Genomic DNA, 20,232 nt, shown 5'->3' with positions numbered 1-20,232 from the left:
AAAACAATGAATCTTCTACATTTTTAAGGTACTTCTGTCTTTTACATATCCATATATCATGATATGATAATAATAAATCAGAATAACTCCTTACATGTGTAACATTCGTTTTCTGCACAGGAAAGGAGATTTCATTTTATGACCAAAAACTACTTTATTATGTTACCCACTGTAGACTTTTGTTTCAAGGAACTGATGCAGAACCCCAAAGTCAGGAAGGGCTTCATTTCAGCATTGCTGAACCTATCGCCGGATGAAGTCGAGGATACGGTCCTTCTGCCCACGCTGCTTCCGAGAGACTCGGCTGATGATAAGCTGGGAATCATGGATGTTCTTGCATGGATAAGGTTCTTCAGTGTCAAAAACAGTAGAGAGGAGTTTCAGACTATGGCTAAGACAAACGAATATCTCGATGAAGCATACAATACACTGCTCCAACCGAGTGCGGATGATAAAAAGCGGCTGGAATATGAGGCCCGTGAAAAGGCATTGAAAGATTATAATACCCAGATAAAAAGCGCTGAAAAGAGAGGGCTTAAAGCTGGGGAGGAAATCGGACGCAAAGCCGGTGAAGAGATTGGACGCAAAGCCGGCGAGGAAATCGGACGTAAGGCTGGAGAAGAAATTGGGATGTGCAGGGGCAAAGAGTTGGGTGAACAGGAAGGGGAACGCCGTACCCGCCAGATCTTCAAACTTTTCATGCAAGGTAAATCACCGGAAGAAATTGCCGCCCTTTGTAATATTAGTATAGATAAAGTAAAACATATATTAGAATAGTTTGTAAGCTACATTAGATTTTTGAGAGTTCAGGAGGATTTTACACTATGAAAGAAACTATATTATTATTTCACGTACCAGATAAAGAGAAGCTTTTGAAAATAGAGATGGCATTATTCCCTCTACACGTGCGTCTAAAGAAAGTAAAGACGGAAGAGTACAATCAGCCGCTCGGCGTACTGGCGGGTGTGAAAGACGCGGTTCCCAAAGAGGGGGCCTATAACGGGAACGATCTGCCGGAGACGATGATTGTCTTTGCCTTTTTCGATGACAACAGGCTGAATCAGGCACTTGCAGCCCTAAAAAAGAGCGGGGCGGGCCCTCTCCCCTACAAGGCAGTGCTTACTCCTACGAACCAGTTATGGACGGCACAGGAATGTTTTGCAGAAATCCGACAGGAGCATGAGGCTATGACTCCGAAGAAGTAGTCTTCAGCATATCTCTGTAACAGATGCTGCTTTCTTATACGTTAAAAAGGTTCTATCGAATACAGTGACGCCCGGAATATCCGGGTTGTGCGTATTCAATAGAGCCTTTTCCTATGCATTATAGTGCCAGTATTACCGCGGAAGGAGTTTTCCACCCCCGCTTAATGTAATCGTTTTTTTATTCAGCCAGCTGTTTCCGGCATTTGAGCTGTCGTAGTAAATAGAGTGTCCATTGGACTGAATATTACTGCATTTTGAATCATCATTCTTAATAACATTTACATAGGAATCCCCGGTTAATTCCCATTTGGAATCTTTATCCAGAGAGATATCCACATTCTGTCCTTTGTTTTCCCCATTTACAGTGCCTTTTAATGTTGACTGTTCTGTGAGATTTACTGACACCCTGCTTATTTCATCACAAATGATATCACCCTGCAGCTTCTGTGCAATCCCTGTCAGTGTAAAATCGCCCCCGTTCTTTCCTGCCGTCCCCCAGCTATTCGTATCATTACCGGCAGCGTTAATAAGTATTTTCCCCTGATATATCAATTCTGTATTTGTAAGAACTGCTTCGGCCTTCGTATTGGTAATATAGAACATTGGTCCCTGCCCCGTCGATGTCAGTCTGGAATCAGTTACTTTCAGTTTTGCCGGGTCTTCTTTGGAATCTCCTTGAGTACTCTGATACAGCATGATCCCCTGTTTCCCGACTCCTGTAAAATCACATTTGTTCAGGCTCACGGAATTCTTCCCATCAACCACGATAATCGGTCCTGTTTCAGAATTACCGGTCAGGTCTTCCAATGCAATCTTCCCTTCCGAATAAATACAGGGACTTCCCTGCCCGGAGGCGGAAATATTACCGCCAGTTACGCTTACTGTTCCTCCGCCTTTTCCGGCTGCTATCGGCGGACTCTGGTCTCCGCTGGTCGTTATATCGACGTCAGCCGCCTCTATCGTGCCGCCGTATGTCGCTGTCAGACCTTTTGAAGATCCCCCCGAAGTCTCTATTTTCACATCGCTGACATGGACCAGTGCGTCTTTCCCCGAAGAAAAAATCCCCCCGGAGCCTTCAGATGCTGACGTAATTTCACTTTTTCCGATGCTTGATTCACTTCCTCCGGTCGTCACAAAGACCGCATTTACCCCGTAAAAACTGCTTTCATCCACACTTGTTGTATCTCCGGCCTTTGTCAGCTTAGCATTTGTCATATTCAGAGTCCCACTGTTCTTTACCAGTACAACACTCTCATTCTCTTTACTTGACCCCAGTGATTCTTCATCGGAAGTGTCGCTTTTGCCATCTACCTGAAGGACTGCCGACAATTCAATGCTGCCCTTGGCAGTTCCATACGTCTCTGCCTGATCTGCACTGTCCTGTTTCTCAATGCTTGCGGCATCCGGCAGAATCGTAACTGTCTTCGCATCTGCCCCCTCCAGTATTGCCACGACGATATCCCCTGTCTCAATGTCATCAATCGACCCAGCTTCTGTTTCCTCTTGTTTTGCGGAAGACACTTCGGACTCCTGTACTTCTGTCTTACCAGAAACAGTGATAACCTGTTCTTCTCCTGTCAATATCACATTGCTGTAGTCTTCCTCCGGAATTTCGGAGCTTGAATCTTTCCTTTGCGCCAGTGCGATTGTAATGTGTTCTCCCTCGATCTTCGCTACCTGTCCATAAACTGTAATTTCATCACTCGTCCCCTGACGGCTGCACCCTGTAAATGCAAACGACAGTATCGTTATACCCAGAATCATACGTGCCCATTTTTTTTTCATTAAACCATCCTTTCTGCCCCTTATTTCCGGATGTCTCCATGAGTCAGCATAATTGTATGAAAAATATTTGACATCCATGTAGCAGAAATGTGTTTTTTCTGTGAACGGAAATTAATGTGCGAACTGGCTTTCATACAACCGCTGGTAGAATCCGCCTTTTTCCAACAGTTCTTCATGGCTTCCCTGCTCAATGATATTACCGTCCTTCATGACAAGAATCACATCGGCCGTCCTGATCGTTGAAAGTCTGTGTGCCACGATGAAGCTTGTTCTGCCTTCCATCATCCTCTGGAAAGCCTCCTGTACTTTAATCTCCGTTCTTGTATCGATCGATGATGTAGCCTCATCCAGAATCAGCATTGGCGGCAGGTTCAGCATAACTCTTGCAATACAGAGAAGCTGCTTCTGCCCCTGGGACAAATTTCCACCCTCTTCCTGTATCCCGGTATCATATCCGTTTTTCATTCTCTTAATAAAACTGTGGGCATGCGCTGCCTTTGCCGCTGCTATGATATCCTCCCTTGGCGTGTCCGGCCGCCCGTAGGCGATATTTTCCGCTACAGTACCTGATTTCAGCCATGTCTCCTGAAGTACCATGCCATAATTTGCCCGCAGGCTGTCACGGGTCACCTCGAGGATATCATGGCCGCTTAAGATGATCTGGCCGGCATCCACATCATAAAAGCGCATAAGCAGGTTAATCAGCGTCGTCTTCCCACATCCGGTCGGACCGACGATTGCAATCTTCTGTCCCGGCTTTACATCCAGTTTCAGATGTTCCAGAAGCGTGACATCTTTCTTATAGGAAAAGGACACATCTTCAAGCCTCAGGCTCCCGTCTGCCTGCCCCATGATTTCGGCATCTCCTGCATCCGGGATTTCCGGTGTCTCCTCAATAAAATCAAATACACGTTTCGCGCATGCAAAGGCATTCTGCAGCTCTGTTACCACACTTGAGATTTCATTGAATGGCTTTGTATACTGGTTTGCATAGCTTAGGAAACAGGAAAGCTGTCCGACTGAAATCGCCCCGCCCATCGCGGTAAATGCTCCTACAATACCGACGCCGGTATACACTAGTCCGTTCACAAATCGTGTACTCGGATTCGTGATCGAGGAAAAGAAGATTGCTTTCAGACTTACATCCTGCAGTTTTTTGTTGATCTCATCGAATCTCTCCAGCGCCTTGTCGCCGTACCCGAAAGCCTGAACCACTTTCTGGTTTCCAACCATCTCATCTACAAGGGACGTCATCTCTGCCCTCGCCTCCGACTGCGCTTTAAACATCATATAGGTTCTCTTCGCAATGAAGCTTGCCACAAACAGCGACAACGGCGTAATGAGAATAACTACCAGTGAGATATTCACATTAATCGAAAGCATGAAGACCAGTGTTCCCACAATGGTAACCACGCCTGTAAATAACTGGGTAAATCCCATGAGCAGACCATCCGAAAACTGTTCCACATCTGTGATGATCCGGCTGATCGTTTCACCATACTGATGGCTGTCGATATACTTTAAAGGCAGGACCTGAAGCTGTGCAAACGCACGCGTCCTGACGTCTTTTACAACACGGTAGGTAATCGTATTATTGCACAGGTTCATCATCCACTGTGCAGCACTTGTGAGAAAAACAACCGCTGTCAGTATTTTCAGTATATAAAAAACCGAATCAAAATCAACCTGTCCGATCCCGATAATATAGTCAATCGCATTTCCTGTCAAAATCGGCGCATACAAGGTAAGAGCCACCGATATAACTGCAAATACAAGAGAGAGTATGAGATAATGCAGGTATGGTTTAATCAGACGTATAATTTTCCACGTCGTTTTATCTTTTCTGCCCGCCATCTTAACCTACCTCCTCTCTGGAAAGCTGTGAGTAGCAGATTTCCTGATATACACTGCATGTTTCAAGCAATTCGCTGTGGGTGCCGCAGCCTGCGATCTCCCCGTCATCCAGCACAAGGATTCTGTCGGCATACATAATAGAGGCCGCCCGCTGTGACACGATGAATACGGTCATCCCTGTCGTATCCTCGGACAGAGCTTTCCGTAATCTGGAATCTGTTGCAAAATCCAACGCAGACGCACTGTCATCCAGAATCAGGATCTGCGGTTTCCTCACGAGTGCCCTTGCGATCGTTAGCCGCTGCTTCTGCCCGCCGGAAAGATTCTTTCCGCCCTCGCTCACAGAAGTATCCAGACCTTCCGGTTTTGACTCGACAATCTCCAGCGCCTGTGCCGTCTTCAGTGCCCCCCTTATCTCCTCATCGGACGCATTTTCTTTTCCCATCTGCATGTTTTCACGGATTGTACCGTGAAACAGGACAGCCTTCTGGGGAACAATCCCCACCTTTTCACGAAGCTCATTTAACTTCCACTCTTTCACGTTAACGCCGTTTACGAGCACCTCCCCCTCACTGGCATCATAAAAACGGGGGATCAGGTTCACAAGCGAAGATTTTCCACAGCCCGTACCTCCTATGATACCTATCGTTTCCCCTGCATATGCAGTGAATGTGATATGGGACAGCGCCGGCTCTTTACTTCCCTGATAATAGAATGTAACATCCTTCGCCTCTACACGCGGAGCATTGGAATCCCTGCATGTATCATCTTCACTGCCGTCTCTGATTCCAGATTCCAGGTCAAATACTTCATTGATTCTTCCCGCCGATGCCACGGCCTTGGTGAAAGATACGATCAGATTCGCCAGCGCTACCAGTGCCAGCAGAATCTGGGACATGTAGTTTACGAGTGCGATGACTTCCCCCTGTGTAATCCTTCCTGTATCCACAGCGCTTCCGCCATACCAGACAACGGCAATGATTCCCACATTAACAAGCACGTATGTCAAAGGGTTCAGAAGTGCTGAAATCTTCCCCACCCGCTGCTGGAATCTCATCAGCAGACTGCTCTTCTCCTCAAACTCCTCTTTTTCCTGATCCTGTGTGCAAAAGGCACGGATTACACGTATCCCTGCAAGGTTTTCACGTGTAGAAAGCAGAACATCATCCAGACTTTTCTGTACCTTCTTATACAAAGGAATCGTCAGCATCATGATTCCATAAATCACAAGAGATAAAAGTGAAACCGTAATTAAAAATATCACTGCAACCTTCACATCGATCGTGAAAGCCATAATCATAGCCCCCACAACAATAAACGGGGACCTAAGGAACAGCCTCAGTACCAGATTTACCCCTGACTGGACCTGATTAATGTCACTGGTCATTCGCACGACAAGCGTGGAACTCCCGGCCTTGTCTATCTCAGCATAAGAGAGCTGCCCAATGTGGTGAAACAATGCGTGGCGCAGCCCAGTCCCGAAACCAACCGCAGCCTTCGCTGCAAAGTACTGTGCAAGCAGGGAACAGGAAAGCCCCAGTACACCAAAGACAACCAGAACCGCCCCCATCTTCCATATATAAGGAATATTTTGTTCTTTAATTCCTACATCGATGATCTGCGCCATGATTAAAGGCACGATCAGTTCAAATGTTGCTTCCAGCAGCTTGAACAGCGGACCAATCACGCTCTCTTTTTTATAACCGCTCAAAAATGGTAATAATCTTTTCACTTCCAACCCCTCCGTATATAATCTGTCATATCATAACCAAAGATACCTAACATTGTACCAGATGAAAACCCGCCTGTAAACGGGGTTGAAGTGCACGATGTTGTACGGCAGTAAAGCGTAAATAAACTTTAACAAGAAAGTATTGACTTTTTTCGTGCAAAAGATTATTGTATTAGTTAAGTAATACAAAGTGCTTTATTGTGAATAAAAAACAATATAATTAAGAGTACTTCACAAAAACTATGGAGGGATTTTACATGGAACCACTCATTAAAGTTGAGAACATACATAAAATCTACAATCCCGGTGAGAACGAGGTCCGTGCCCTGGACGGTATTGACCTTGAAATTCAGAGAGGGGAATTCGTTGCGATCATCGGTCATTCCGGTTCCGGCAAGTCTACGCTGATGAATATGCTTGGCTGTCTGGATGTCCCCACTTCGGGAAATTATTTCCTGAACGGGCACGATGTGTCTAAGCTGACAGACAATCAGCTGTCGGATATCCGCAATAAGGAGATCGGATTTATCTTTCAGGGATTCAACCTGATCGCAAACCTGAATGCTGTGGAGAATGTAGAACTGCCCCTGATTTACCGCGGGCTCGGCAAGCAGAAGCGCCGGAAGATCGCAGTTGAGGCATTAAAGAAGGTAGGGTTAGGGGCCCGTATGAAACATAGGCCAAGCGAATTATCCGGCGGCCAGCAGCAGAGGGTTGCCGTGGCACGTGCCATTGCCGCACAGCCACCAATCGTACTTGCCGATGAACCGACCGGTAATCTGGACACCAGGTCTACAAAGGAGATCATGGATATCCTGAAGGGGCTTCACAAGGGAGGGCGTACCGTTATCATTATCACACATGATGACGATATCGCACAGCAGGTCAAACGGGTCGTCCGCATCATTGACGGCAGGATTGAAGAAGATTATCTAAATGAAGAAAGGGAGGGAGCATAATATGTTTTCCAAAAAGAAAAAAGAGCAGGATGAAATATTAGACACAATCGACACAGATATGACCGGGGACGAGTCGTCCTTTGAACTGGAAGATGAAGAAGCTTCCAAACCGCCTAAGAAAAAGCTGCCCGGATGGGTTATCATCCCTGTCGCCGCCGTATTTATCATCATCGTCGCTGTTGCTTCCCAGCTCTCCAAAGGAAGCGGCAAAACGAAAGATGCGACACTGCAGGTTTCCAGCGTGGACACCGGTAACATCAAGGAAGTCTACAATGCCAGCGGCAAGATTGAGAGTGAGAACACGAAGACATACTATTCTCCGGTATCCGCCCCTATCAAGAAGTGCAGCGCTATTGTGGGAAATACGGTAAAGGCTGGGGATGTTCTCATTACTTATGACACAACTAATCTGGAACGCGATAACCAGCAGGCACAGCTTACCCTGCAGTCCAGCCTGAATGCTTCTCAGGCAACCAAGGCGCAGAACGCCAAAGCGATCGACGCAGCAAATGCAGCATCCTCACAGGCTGCTGAACAGGCCAACAAGCTGGCCGATAAGGTAAATGATCTGGCCGGACAATTGGACGCCGCTTATGCACAGAATGAGGCCGCACTCAGTGCCGTTCAAAGTGAAATAGATGCAAACAACGCCTCACGAGAAAAACTGCAGGCGGAAATTGACCAATACACGGCTGTGATGACAGAACAGCAGAATATCATGGACAGAGTCAATGCAGGCTACAATGGCCGTCGTGCCGAAGCTGATGCTGCGAAAGCCAAGGATCCGACTCTTGCCAGTCTGACGGAAGAAGAAAAGGCACTGGTCAAAGCGTTTGAAGATTTCGACAAAGCCCAGACTGCTTATACGGAAGCCAAGACCGCATGTGATAAAGCCACAGCTGATCTGAATGCCATCAAGGATCCTGAGTACAACAATACCGAATATGCAGAACTCAAAGCCGCATACGATGCCGCATACGCAGAGTGGGAGGCTGCATATAATGCCGCCAATACAGCATCTGCCGACGCCGGTATGACTTCCGCCGAAATGGCAAACCTTGATATCAGCGATAACTTAGCAGAGCTTTCTGCCCTGACACCGGCAGAGCTTGTTGCGAAAGGCAAAGAGGGAATGAAGGCAGACATGGATGGCGTTATCGCCTCTGTCGATGCACTGCAGACCAATACAGCTACACAAGGGATGGCAATGTTTACCATCGCAAGTACAGAAAAGGTACGTGTAAAGATTGAAGTTTCCCCGGATGACTATGAAAAGATGAAGGTCGGCAATAAGGCAGTCATTACAATCGGTGAATTCAAATATGAAGGTACGTTAAAGAAGGTCAATAAGATTGCAATTGAAAATGCGAAAGGGAACCCAGTCATCGGTGCGGAGATTCATATTGATAATCCGGATGAAAACATCTGTATCGGGGCCACCGCTAAGATTACAATGACCGTTGCAGAGGCGAATGACGTGCTCGTTGTCCCGACAGAAGTGATCAATACTTCTTCCGACGGAGACTTTGTATATGTCATTGAAAACGGTGTTGTCAGGAAAAAAACTGTTGAACTCGGCACAGCCTCTACAACACAGATCGAAGTAAAAAGCGGACTGAAAAAGGGTGAAAAGGTTGTCAATGACCTGAATGTAGATATTACGGAAGGCATGAAGGCCACACCTGTAGAAAAACAGGGGGCAGATGCTGCCGCAGAAGCAGTAAAGGAATAGGCTGACAGAAAAGAAAAGAGGACATAAAATGGGACAATTTTTAGAATATGTAAAAATGGCTCTTGATAATATCCGTTCCAATAAAGGCCGCTCCTTCCTGACCATGCTGGGGATTATCATAGGCATCACTTCCGTCGTTACCATTGTTTCCATCGGTAACGGACTGAAAAAAGATGTTGTCGACGCTTCAAATGAACAGAATAACACGATTACCATACAGTCTAATACGGAAGAAGTCTCAGACCCAAACTGTATTACCGGGGATGATATTTCGTTTCTGAAGACTTCGCTGGGTGATTCTGTCCAGAGTGTGTCTTCCTATTCTGCAACACTTGGTTCCATCTCGACCAGAAAAGGAAAATTCGACACCTATGTAGGGCTGACTACGCCGGATTACGAGAATGCACAGTATCAGAGCCCGCTTGTAAAAGGAAAATATTTTAACGACAATGATGTAGCCAACGCCAATATGGTATGTGTCATCGATGAACTGACAGCGATCTACCTGTTTGGAAATACAGACGTCATCGGCATGAGTATCGAACTTCAGGTAGACAGCAGCATTCAGGACGTACTAATCGTCGGCATCCGTGAAACTTCCGCCGAAATGATGGAGGCTGAAAAGCAGTATCTGGCAATGGGAATGGACAAAAGCATAAATCTGGAAATGCCATATACAGTATCCAATGCACTTGGAACTCCAGTAGAAGCATTTCCTTCTGTATCCATCACCGCTTACGATAAGGACCAGGCTTCACGGATTGCTAAAAGCGCGATACAGATCCTGAATTCCAGACACCAGAATCTGGGCGAGTCACCTTTCGTGCAGCAGAAGCCGATGGACCTCTCCGATATGTTTGGTTCCATCATGGACGGCGTAACCGCATTTGTCGCACTGGTAGCAGGAATTTCACTAATTGTCGGCGGTATTGGGGTCATGAACATTATGCTTGTATCTGTCACGGAACGGACAAGAGAAATCGGTATCCGGAAGGCGCTCGGGGCAAAGACCGGGTCCATCATTGCCCAGTTCCTGTGCGAATCCGCCATCATTTCAGGGATGGGCGGTATCATAGGCATTCTATTAGGCGCAGCGCTTACTGCGCTGATCACGGCACTTGGAATCGGGGGAATCAAAGCACAGCTTTCATTCCCAGCCATATTGGTCGCTACCATCTTTTCCTGCAGCGTCGGAATCGTCTTTGGAATCTATCCGGCAAGAAAGGCCGCCAGATTAAGTCCGATTGAGGCACTCAGAAGGATGTAACGATAGCTATATTTATTACTAAAACTTTAAATTCATTTTAACGAGGAGGGTTTCACAATGAAGAAACGCAGTACATTTTTAAAAGTAGTATCTATTATCTTAATCGTCTTTGGCGCGTTAGGCTTGCTTTCCGGCATTTTTTCTATTGCTATGAGAGGAACCTTTGAGCAGACTTATGCAGCAATGGGAATCGACATTCCGTCCACATTCTCATATGTTTTGACAATTGTGGGCGCAGCGATTATTATTATATCAGGGATCATGGGAGTCATATATAAATCCAAACAGTCTGTACTGATCATGGCAGTCATACTGGCCGCTTACTATATAGCCAATATTATTTATTCATCCGTTACAGTCGGTTTTTCTTATCTGAATCTTATTGGCCTGCTTTGGCCGATACTATACTTCTGGGGATGGTACCAGTCCAATTAAAGAAAGATAAGACCGGACTCCATTTGTGCTTTATAACTGTATTTTCAGCTTATAAAAAAGAAAAGGAGGATTCAAATGAAAGATTCAACTATTGTTTACCGCAATGCAGTAACGGAGGATGCGGAAAAAATTGTGGCATTTTACAATTTTGTCGGCGGGGAAACTACTTTCCTCAGTTTCGAAAAGGACGAATATCCCCTGAACGTCGACGAACAGATCAGTGCCATTGCGGCTCTGGAAGGAAATAAAACCAACATCATGCTTATGGCGATGGATGGTGATGAGATTGCCGGAATTGCAACAATCAATTCCAGCCATAAGATAAAGGCACGCCACGAGGGTGAACTCGGAATCGTAGTAGCAAAGAAGTATCAGGGACAGGGCATTGGGACCGAGCTGATCACCCGCCTGATCGAGTGGGCCCGCGGTAACGGCGTTACCACCAGAATCCGTCTGGACACAAGGGCCGATAATCCGAATGCGGTTGCTCTCTATATGAAATTCGGATTTATTGTAGAAGGCTGCTGCCGAAATTCCACACTCCTGAACGGAAAATATTATGATGTCTATGTCATGGGAATGATGCTGTGATTCATGAATGAACATTGAAATGCTGAAAAATTAAGAAAAGAGAAGTGCTCATAAACTGCAAGGCAGTTTCGCACTTCTCTTTTCTTGTTTCCCTATCTTATTTGTACCCTTTTATAGACACCATATAAAATTGGCTGGAGGACAACACTTAATATCATGTAAAGCGGTATAATCACCATAACATCACTCACAATTTTCCCTCCTGCTTCGTACAGCGAAAAGTCCTTGATACTAATATATATTTCCATCAGCTGATTCGGAAATAAATTAAATATCTGCGGCAGAGTGATAATTCTGCTTGTAAACGGAAGTACACATAATACGATAAATGGTATAATGGCAGATATTACGGTCGAACGTATTTTGGCAGATACCAGCATGGATAATGTACATGCAAATAACGTGCCGGTGTATCCGCCCAGAACAATCAGTAAATAAGCCTGAAAGAAAGTAATATTATATATGCTCCTCCACATATCCAGCTGGATCGGACAGGCAGCACCGTCAAAACCCAAAATACCAAGGACAATCATTGTATATAGAAACACAAATATGACATAGACAATTGTAGTAATCATAAACGCCGCTGCTATTTTTGACAAGACAGCTTTATTCCTCCCTAATTTTGAGGAAAAGAAAATAGAATCTGCTTTCAATTGAAACTCATCCGAAAAAATGCCGGATGTGAGAACTCCTATAATCAAGGCTGTGATCAAAATGAAAGTCGGAATATTCTGCAACAGGGCGCTCCAGCCGCTCATATATTCATAATAAAAAGGTGTTTTTAGTTTCTCATATTGGCTGACGAGATAGTTTTTTTCTTTGTCTGAAAATGCTTCCTCCCCGGAATCAAGCCACTCCTTTAAACCAGATATTCTCTGCTCATAAGTATCCTTTGCTTGCTCCTGACTAATATTTTCAACTGCATAATAGTCATAATCACGCCATTTACTGTATGCACTGATTATCATATCCAGAATATCACTCAATCCTTGTTTTCTTGCATATGCTTTATTGGCTTCCTGTATGTCATCAGACATTGCTTCCTTTGAATTGGAAATTTGTCTATTTTCTATAAATACTTTTCCCAAAACATCTTCTGTAATATAACCGGCCCATTCATTTTTTGCTTCCCTAAGATTTCGGGCTGCCTTAATTCCGGTGTGGGAATTTCCGTTTCCATCTGTATACTCAACGCGGTTAACCGTAAGCATACTGACAATTACAAGTATTACCAGCAATATCAATATTGCTATCTTGTTTACATTCTTAGAAAATACTTTCTTTATTTCAAATCGCATCATTTCCCGTCACCACCTTTTTCTCCAAAATAGTATAAGAAAACATCTTCCAGTGAAGGCTCCGCCGATACCGCATTTTCAAATGGCCGGCTCTTTGAAATAATACGCAGTTCCACACCTCCAGCTTCTGATTTCATATTTGAAACCTTATACTTTTTCATTACATCTGCGGCCGCTGCATGATCCATAAAACAAGACCAGACCTTTTCCGGCATGGAATGGATAATCTCCTCCAGAGAACCTTTTTGTACAAGTATCCCCTCATGCATAAGCCAGATTTCATTGGCAATATATTCAATATCTGAAACAATATGGGTTGATAATAAGACAATCCGATCTTCTGAAAGCCCGCTGATTAAATTGCGGAAACGGATTCTTTCATTTGGGTCTAGCCCCGCGGTTGGTTCATCCAGTATCAAAATCCTTGGATTATTCAGCAGCGCCTGTGCAATTCCCGCCCGGCGTTTCATGCCGCCGGACAATTTCTTCATTTTCCTGCCAGCTGCTTTAGAAAGCCCCACTTGTGGAATTAACTCCTTCACGCGTTTTTTTGCCGTGGCAGGTCTGAGCCCTTTTATTGCAGCAATGTAGAGAAGGTAATCCTGTACTGTAAATTCCGGATAAAAGCCAAAATCCTGCGGCAGGTACCCTAATAATTTCCGATATTCCCCTCCCATTTTGAAAGTATCATTTCCATTACAGGTAATACTGCCGCTTGTAGGCTTCAATAAAGTACACAGCATTCTCATCAAAGTAGTCTTGCCGGCGCCATTCACGCCGAGCAGACCATATACACCATTTGTTATTGTAAGATTCAGATTGTTTACTGCTGTAAAATTCCCAAAGTTCTTTGTTAAATTATCCAGCCTCATTTCCATAAGAAACCACCTCCCAATATTTATCACACATCCCTATGGTACGGAAAATCACAACACATAAAACAATAAGTACAATTCCTGTAAACGACAGCCATACAGGTAAAGAAATCATAGCATATACTTTTTCATTTAAAACGATAAAAGACCAGATGCTGCTCCAAATCACACATAAGGACACTGCAAATGTTTCACTACAAATATGTTTACTACATAAAATTCCAAAGCAGATGCAGGCAGTCACGAGCATCGGCAAAAGAAATTGAACCACCAGGTCCATTAGCTGAAAGTGAAATCGGATTGTCATTGTCCCCATAAATACTGTCAGCAATAAAATATCTGCGGTGCCAAATAATACCATTCGTGCAGAATAGATTTGCCTTAAGGAATAATAAGAAACCTCCTCAATTTCCATACATTGATATGACCTGTTTTTCCAGAATTCCGGAATAACAAGAATAATAAACAGTGAAGCCATAATCCCCATACTTTTTTGAATATAAATATCTTCATACGCAGAAAGCATTATCATACCAGAAAGACATAAGAGCAGGGTTTGAAGAATCCACCACTTTTTTCGTGTTAATTTTAACTGTGACCATAAAAATTCATAGTATGACAACATTATTTTATCTTCATATTCAAAAAAAGCCTCTTTAGATTTTATAATCGTTTCTCGTATTTTTTCTTCATCTGGTTTGATTCTAACTGACTTCTTATAGGCATTGACCTGTACATTCAGATTCATAATCCTCCTCCTTTTGCAATAACTCTCCAAGCTTCATTTTGGCCTGCCTTACACGATACTTTACTAAAGGAAGGCTGATCTGCAGTATGGACGCAATTTCAGTAAGTTTCAATTCTTGAAAATAATATAGAATAATGACTTCCCTTAATTCGTCAGACAGTTGTTCCAAAGCCCATTCAATTGTAACCTTATGTATCACATCTTCCGTTGAACAATACTGCAGATTCTGCTGTCCTTCTAAATCCTGCTCTTGTATATAGAGTTCTTTCTTCTTTTTATAAAAGTCTTTACACAAATTGCCTGCTATTGTATATAAATAATTTTTAGTTTTTCCGCTGTGACGGTAAGAGGATAGTTTCGCGAAAAAATGTACAAAAGTCTCCTGTGTCAAATCTTGTGCATAACATTTATCAGAACAATGATAATTACAATACGACAGAATCTCCGGATAATACCTGCGGACAAATATATCAAAAGCTTCTTCATCGCCTTGTTTCATTTTCCTGATTAGTTTCGTATCTGATTTCACAAAACCCTCCTTTCCATTTTTCATACTGAAAACGTTTTACCATTCTATTAAGTATAACGATTTAAAATAGTAAAAAGATAGTAAATCATAAAAAGATGTGCAAAAAAAGAAGTGCTGGTCAGCTTGCAACTCAACACTTCTTCGATGCTCCATTTACTAATAATACCAAAATTACTTTATGTCCGCCCCTGCCTGTTCCATAACCTCTTTCAATTTACTGATATAGTATTTATAATTCTCCAAAGACGTAGACGGCGCCACCTGGTGGTCTGATCCCGGTATGTACCCGCCGCCGCGGATAACCGGAAGAATGCGTTCAAACTCCCTGTCAATCGCCTCAGGGCCTTTTGCGATTTCCAGTTTGTTAAAACTCCCGATAAATTTTAATGTCGGGAACTGCTTTCTGACTGCTACGATATCCATTCCTGCATTCACATCCATCGGAAGGAAACCGTCGACGCCTGCTGCCATAAAATTCGGAATCAGCTGGGCAAAGTCCCCATCCGTATCTACAAACACATTCCCCACACCATGCTCTTTTAACAGGGGGATCAGCCTCTTATAATATGCCCCGACAAACTCATCAAAGCATTCCGGTGATACCATCGGGCCGTTCTTCCCGCTAAGGTCTTCCATAAGGTAGACCACATCCGGCCTGACCAGATCAATCACTTTCAGTAATTTGGTCTGATAAATCTTCAGGATATATTCATTAATATCATGCATCAGCTCTGGTTCATCATAAAAGGCAAACATATGGGCCTCGATCCCCATCAGTTCCCTTGGAACCCAGAAGAATCCCTCGATATTCAGCCGGATCGAATAATCCCCTCTCTCGTGCCCTTCCACGAGCGGGCCGTACGCCGCCTCAATCAGTTCGTCCGTAAAATACTCCTCCAGCTCTTTTTCCGCGTGTTCCTTCAGGCGGTCCCAGTCTTCCTGGGTCTCAATCACAGGTTTATAGTCCAGTTCCAGGTCCGACCCTGTATTTTTAATTACCTGTCTGCCGTAGATATCCTGTTTGATGATATGTTCAGCCGTCTCTTCTACAATCTTTTCTTCAAACCGCCTGAATGGAAGTACGAAATGTATTCTTCTGACAGGGTCGAAACCGAGGTACTTCTCGTACTCCATGACGCCCTCCCCCCATTCTACAGCCAGATACTTTTCAGTCTGGTTTGCTTTGTTGCCTACGATATTATTTGTAATATCCTTTGCCCCGTCTGCGATCTTCGCAGGCATGCCCTCTTCCTTAAAACGGTCTGTCGTCAGCACCCAGGGATAGAAAGTCTCCGCGACCGTCCCCCTCCCCTCTGGTCTTTTAAAATTCAGTGTTGCCTGCTCACGCTCTCGATTTGTCATATCTGGTTCCTCCTTATTTTGTATCATCCAAAATCTATTATTCTGAAAACTTCTTCCGGTACTCGCGCGGTGTACACCCCACGCTGTTTTTAAATACTTTACTGAAATAAAACTGGTCGGTGAAGCCGAGTGTTTCTGCCACCTCCCCGATCAGGCAGTCATGCCGCTCCAGAAGCTTTTTTGCCTCACTGATCTTCAGATTAATAATATATTCATTATAAGTACAGTTCTTATATTTTTTAAAAATCCTGCTCAGATACGGCTGGCTGATCGTATACCTGCCGCAGATGCGTATAATGCTGTTGTCCTCTGACAGGTGGCTTCTTACGTAGTGCTCGATCATCGCCACCAGTTCTTTTCCGGACGGCTTCTCCGTAGTGATTACCGGACTGTCCGCATCATTTCTCATGGATACGAGAAGCTGCCTGATCCTTCCAAACAGTTCTTCAATCTTCGCCGGTTCAATCGGTTTCAGCAGATAATCGAATCCCCCATACATAAATGCATCGTGCACATAATGAAAATCTGAGTACCCGCTGACGGCGATGCATACTGCCGGTTTGTCTTCCTGGGAGCCGATGTATTTAATCAGCTCTATCCCGCTTTTGCGCGGCATCTTCATATCCGTAAGTACGACATCGGGATGGATCTCATTGAAAATTTCAATCCCCCGGTCCACGGAATAAGCCTCCGCCGCCACTTCAAAATCCCTGATCCTCTGGTCTATTGCCCGCTTCTCTGCCTCCAGTATAGCAGGCTCATCATCCACCAACAATACTTTGTACATACTTTTAAGCCCCCCTGTTATTCCAGCTTCATCTTCAAAACGATTGTCGTACCTCCGGCATCATTTCTTCCCAGTATTTCATATGAAAAACCATCCCCAAAGAAAATAGAAAGCCGGATCAGTGTACCGCTTAATCCCATTCCCCCAAACTGAATATTCTCGCTGATCTCCCTTGACCCGTGATCCCTGTAAAATGTCTCGATCCGGCTCTTCACAAGCTCAATATCTTCTTGTGTCACTCCACAGCCGTTATCTTTGATCTCCACAATTGCATACCCGTCAAATTCCACAACATAAATCTGTATCAGTACATGTTCGGATTCGAGAAGGCTGTATTTAATCGCATTCTCCACAATCGGCTGGAACGTTACTTTGGGAAGCATAAAATAATCCAGATTCCCATCCACTGTAATCTCATAATCCAGCCGCTGCCGGTATCTGCTCTTCATGATCGACATATATGCCTTGAGATTGTCCAGTTCCTCCTGCCATGTCACTTCCACGGTCGTGTAATCGGATGCATACCGCATGATCTCCGAGAGGCTGTAGCAGGCATTTGCCGCCTCCTCCCGCTCTCCGTTCTCACACATATTGGCAATACTGCCAAGGGTATTGTACATAAAGTGGGGACTGATCTCTGACTGCAGGATACTGAACAGTGTTTTCGTCTGGACATCGGCCATCTGCTGCTGGCGTTCCATCGACTCCCGCAGGCGGTCCGCCATGTCTTCAAACGCCTTCAGCAGAATCCGTGTCTCCCAGTCCATGTTCTTCGTGGGCTGGTGTTCTGTAAAATTCTCGAGACGGGTCACCTGCATTCGTTTCACGAATGTGTCAATCGGCTGCATGATTTTCTTCGTCACAAACAGAATATAACACAGCGTAAATGCAATCAGTATCACCGCAACCATGATGATTCCCTGAATCGTGGTCCTCATCGACTTATACAGGACTTTTTTCGGCAGTACAATTACCGTCCGGCTGGGATAATAGTTGGAACTTGCCATCGTTACGATCTCTTCTCCGGTGTCCTTTACCTTTACATACTGCTCCGTCAGTTCGGCAAAATACTGGATCTGTTTCTCCGGCTTTTTCCATGTAACGTCTGCATAAAACAGATCTGCATGGTCTCCGATGAAAACCATCGTATTCAGGTCATACCCGCTCCACTTCACGTCACAGATATTCCGGATATAAAAATAATTCTGCTGTACTTCTATATAACCGACAATCTCCTTCGCAGGCGTCTTCACCGGTTTAATCTCAGTGATAACTTTCGCGTTTGTCGAAGGTTCCCAGAAATCTTCGGACGGTCCTAAAAACACCCTGCTGTCAGCCTCCTTAAAGCTGTATTTTTCCTCCAGGTGTTCCACGCGCCGAATCACCTGCTGCCTGTCCGTCTCCACATTTCCCGTACAGATATAACTGCCTTTCTTGTCATAGACAGCCACCCGCCGGATATCCGATTTATTTTTATAAGCGTTTGTAAGAATTCTTTTTACATTCCTCCCCGTCCCCTGATTCCATCCCCTCTGGTATTCCTGCCACTGCTCCAGGAAATTGGAATTTGTAAACACGTCAATGGAGGCCTGCTCCATATTCGTCAGCCGGTTATCAATCTGTTCCATTGTAGCATTCGTCGTCTGTATCAGGTTGCTGACCCCGTCATCATATATCGTATCACGGTTATACCGATAAAACACAATTGCCACTATTGTGATCAGCACAATGATAAAAACCGCATAAGTAATAGACAGCTTTGTCCCGGCCTTCTGTTTTTTCATGTTTACTCCACTCCCCGTCTATAGCACAATGAGGGCTGCTGCATATTGCACAGCATCCCTCTTTATGATACCCTGCCCGCAAAGCAAAACCCCCATGCCGCCCGGCGGGTATGTATTCTTTTAGTAATCGAATTCGTCTACATTGGATGCATCAAATACAAGGGCATCTCCTAATACACACTGTGCATCAACGATATCTTTTGCACCGAGTCTTCCTGCATCAATTGTTGTTGCATCTGGTGTGATGGTTCCTTCTGATAACTGGTATGCTGTCTGTACCGCAAGATATCCAAGGTCCATACAATTCCAGAGTACACCTGAGTTCAGAGGATTTTCATCATCTTTGATGTATGTCTTCAATGCGTTTGGTGTAGCAAGCCCTGTCATGGAAACGATTTTCGCGTCCGGTTTGCTGGATGCCGACTGATACTGGGCGCCAAGTGCAGGTGTTGCCATAGAGGACAGACCGATTGCAGCCTGAATCTTATCTTCGCCTTCACCCATACGTCCGATCAAGGTTGCACATTCGCTGTTTACCTTCGTCTCGTCTGTTCCCGGATAATATACATCTGTTTCTTTGTTCTTAATCTTCATGAAGTTATAGTCATCTGTTTCAAGAAGTGCATTAATGGCATCTTCCCATGCTTTCTGGTTTGCGTCTGTTCCTGAACTGGATACAAGAGCGATGTTTGCTGTTTTATCTGCACCGTATCCCTTTGCTTTCAGGTCATTTGCCGCACCGTCAAGAAGGCCTTTTGCCGCACTCTCTGCCGTGATCTGGTTCACAAAGATATCTCTGGAATCTTCCTGGGCATCCGCATCAAAAGTTACAACCTTGATTCCTGCATCCTGTGCTTTCTTCAGCGTTGGTGCAATTGCTGTTGGATCGTTAGGTGACACTACGATAACGTTTACGCCCTGTGCGATCCATCCTTCCAGAATATCAACCTGTTTCTGGTTTGTCGCCTGATCCTGGGAAGGTCCGTCATACAAAAGAGTGATTCCCAGTTCATCTGCTGCTTCCTGCGCGCCTGTCTTACAGGCATCGAAATAGTTCTCGCCTTTGAATTTCGGAAGCATTGCGATTGTCATATCGCCATCAGAATCTTTCACATCCTTGGAGGCATCATCCTCCGTCTTCGTCTCTGCTTTCGGTGCCTCTGTCTTCGAACATCCTGTCAGCATAGACAATACCATAACTGCTGCTAACGCTCCGCCTGCTGCCCTTTTCATTAATTCTTTTGCTTTCATACTTATATCCATTCCTTTCGCTTCGCTCAGGCACA

General features: G+C 44.7%; 18 protein-coding genes. 7 read left to right on the top strand and 11 right to left on the bottom strand.

Going from position 1 to position 20,232, the window contains the following annotated elements; translation table 11 throughout:
* The first annotated feature begins 138 nt into the window (after positions 1 to 138).
* Positions 139 to 777 carry a hypothetical protein gene (locus DWX43_RS22920; RefSeq protein WP_118622048.1) on the top strand — a complete coding sequence of 213 codons (639 nt, stop codon included), beginning with the start codon at positions 139 to 141 and terminating at the stop codon, positions 775 to 777.
* A 47-nt stretch (positions 778 to 824) separates the two neighbouring features.
* Positions 825 to 1,205 carry a DUF3783 domain-containing protein gene (locus tag DWX43_RS22915; RefSeq protein ID WP_118622046.1) on the top strand — a complete coding sequence of 127 codons (381 nt, stop codon included), beginning with the start codon at positions 825 to 827 and terminating at the stop codon, positions 1,203 to 1,205.
* A 132-nt stretch (positions 1,206 to 1,337) separates the two neighbouring features.
* On the opposite strand, the gene DWX43_RS22910 is transcribed toward DWX43_RS22915, so the two are convergent.
* From DWX43_RS22910 to DWX43_RS22900, 3 genes are all read right to left on the bottom strand, one after another.
* Complete coding sequence (locus DWX43_RS22910) at positions 1,338 to 2,990, bottom strand: hypothetical protein (protein WP_118622044.1); 1,653 nt, start codon at positions 2,988 to 2,990, stop codon at positions 1,338 to 1,340.
* Positions 2,991 to 3,101: 111 nt separating this feature from the next.
* Positions 3,102 to 4,844 (bottom strand): ABC transporter ATP-binding protein, encoded by a 1,743-nt coding sequence (locus DWX43_RS22905; RefSeq protein ID WP_118622042.1) that lies wholly within the window; start codon positions 4,842 to 4,844, stop codon positions 3,102 to 3,104.
* 1 nt (position 4,845) lies between these two features.
* Positions 4,846 to 6,576 (bottom strand): ABC transporter ATP-binding protein, encoded by a 1,731-nt coding sequence (locus tag DWX43_RS22900; RefSeq protein ID WP_118622040.1) that lies wholly within the window; start codon positions 6,574 to 6,576, stop codon positions 4,846 to 4,848.
* Between the two features lie 257 nt (positions 6,577 to 6,833).
* Here DWX43_RS22900 and DWX43_RS22895 point away from each other — a divergent pair, with 257 nt between their 5' ends.
* The 5 genes from DWX43_RS22895 (at position 6,834) to DWX43_RS22875 (ending at position 11,560) form a co-directional block, all read left to right on the top strand.
* Complete coding sequence (locus DWX43_RS22895; protein WP_118622038.1) at positions 6,834 to 7,535, top strand: ABC transporter ATP-binding protein; 702 nt, start codon at positions 6,834 to 6,836, stop codon at positions 7,533 to 7,535.
* A 1-nt stretch (position 7,536) separates the two neighbouring features.
* Positions 7,537 to 9,267, top strand: coding sequence for an efflux RND transporter periplasmic adaptor subunit (locus tag DWX43_RS22890; RefSeq protein ID WP_118622036.1), 1,731 nt, complete (start codon positions 7,537 to 7,539; stop codon positions 9,265 to 9,267).
* Positions 9,268 to 9,295: 28 nt separating this feature from the next.
* Positions 9,296 to 10,534, top strand: a complete 1,239-nt coding sequence (locus DWX43_RS22885) for an ABC transporter permease (RefSeq protein ID WP_118622034.1) — start codon at positions 9,296 to 9,298, stop codon at positions 10,532 to 10,534.
* 57 nt (positions 10,535 to 10,591) lie between these two features.
* Positions 10,592 to 10,969, top strand: coding sequence for a hypothetical protein (locus tag DWX43_RS22880; protein WP_118622032.1), 378 nt, complete (start codon positions 10,592 to 10,594; stop codon positions 10,967 to 10,969).
* A gap of 75 nt (positions 10,970 to 11,044) precedes the next feature.
* Positions 11,045 to 11,560, top strand: a complete 516-nt coding sequence (locus tag DWX43_RS22875) for a GNAT family N-acetyltransferase (protein ID WP_118622030.1) — start codon at positions 11,045 to 11,047, stop codon at positions 11,558 to 11,560.
* 92 nt (positions 11,561 to 11,652) lie between these two features.
* Here DWX43_RS22875 and DWX43_RS22870 read toward each other — a convergent pair whose 3' ends face one another.
* The 8 genes from DWX43_RS22870 to DWX43_RS22835 all read right to left on the bottom strand — a co-directional run.
* Positions 11,653 to 12,864 (bottom strand): ABC transporter permease, encoded by a 1,212-nt coding sequence (locus DWX43_RS22870; protein ID WP_118622028.1) that lies wholly within the window; start codon positions 12,862 to 12,864, stop codon positions 11,653 to 11,655.
* Positions 12,861 to 13,739, bottom strand: a complete 879-nt coding sequence (locus DWX43_RS22865; protein ID WP_118622026.1) for an ABC transporter ATP-binding protein — start codon at positions 13,737 to 13,739, stop codon at positions 12,861 to 12,863. Before DWX43_RS22865 ends, DWX43_RS22870 begins: the two co-directional genes overlap by 4 nt.
* Positions 13,720 to 14,484 (bottom strand): hypothetical protein, encoded by a 765-nt coding sequence (locus tag DWX43_RS22860; RefSeq protein WP_118622024.1) that lies wholly within the window; start codon positions 14,482 to 14,484, stop codon positions 13,720 to 13,722. The genes DWX43_RS22865 and DWX43_RS22860 overlap by 20 nt, the downstream gene beginning before the upstream one ends.
* Positions 14,453 to 15,013, bottom strand: a complete 561-nt coding sequence (locus DWX43_RS22855) for an RNA polymerase sigma factor (protein WP_118622022.1) — start codon at positions 15,011 to 15,013, stop codon at positions 14,453 to 14,455. Before DWX43_RS22855 ends, DWX43_RS22860 begins: the two co-directional genes overlap by 32 nt.
* Before the next feature lie 171 nt (positions 15,014 to 15,184).
* Positions 15,185 to 16,375, bottom strand: coding sequence for a uroporphyrinogen decarboxylase family protein (locus tag DWX43_RS22850; protein WP_118622020.1), 1,191 nt, complete (start codon positions 16,373 to 16,375; stop codon positions 15,185 to 15,187).
* Between the two features lie 37 nt (positions 16,376 to 16,412).
* Complete coding sequence (locus tag DWX43_RS22845) at positions 16,413 to 17,162, bottom strand: AraC family transcriptional regulator (protein ID WP_118622018.1); 750 nt, start codon at positions 17,160 to 17,162, stop codon at positions 16,413 to 16,415.
* A 17-nt stretch (positions 17,163 to 17,179) separates the two neighbouring features.
* Entirely contained in the window at positions 17,180 to 18,946 is a 1,767-nt protein-coding gene (locus DWX43_RS22840; RefSeq protein WP_109733912.1) for a histidine kinase, read from the bottom strand.
* Positions 18,947 to 19,066: 120 nt separating this feature from the next.
* Positions 19,067 to 20,232 (bottom strand): autoinducer 2 ABC transporter substrate-binding protein (locus DWX43_RS22835; protein ID WP_243099449.1); only part of this gene is annotated, 1,166 nt, incomplete at its 5' end.

This window comes from Clostridium sp. AF19-22AC (assembly GCF_003479085.1).
Lineage (GTDB): Bacteria > Bacillota > Clostridia > Lachnospirales > Lachnospiraceae > Faecalicatena_A > Faecalicatena_A orotica.
This window is presented reverse-complemented; position numbering and strand designations above follow the sequence as displayed.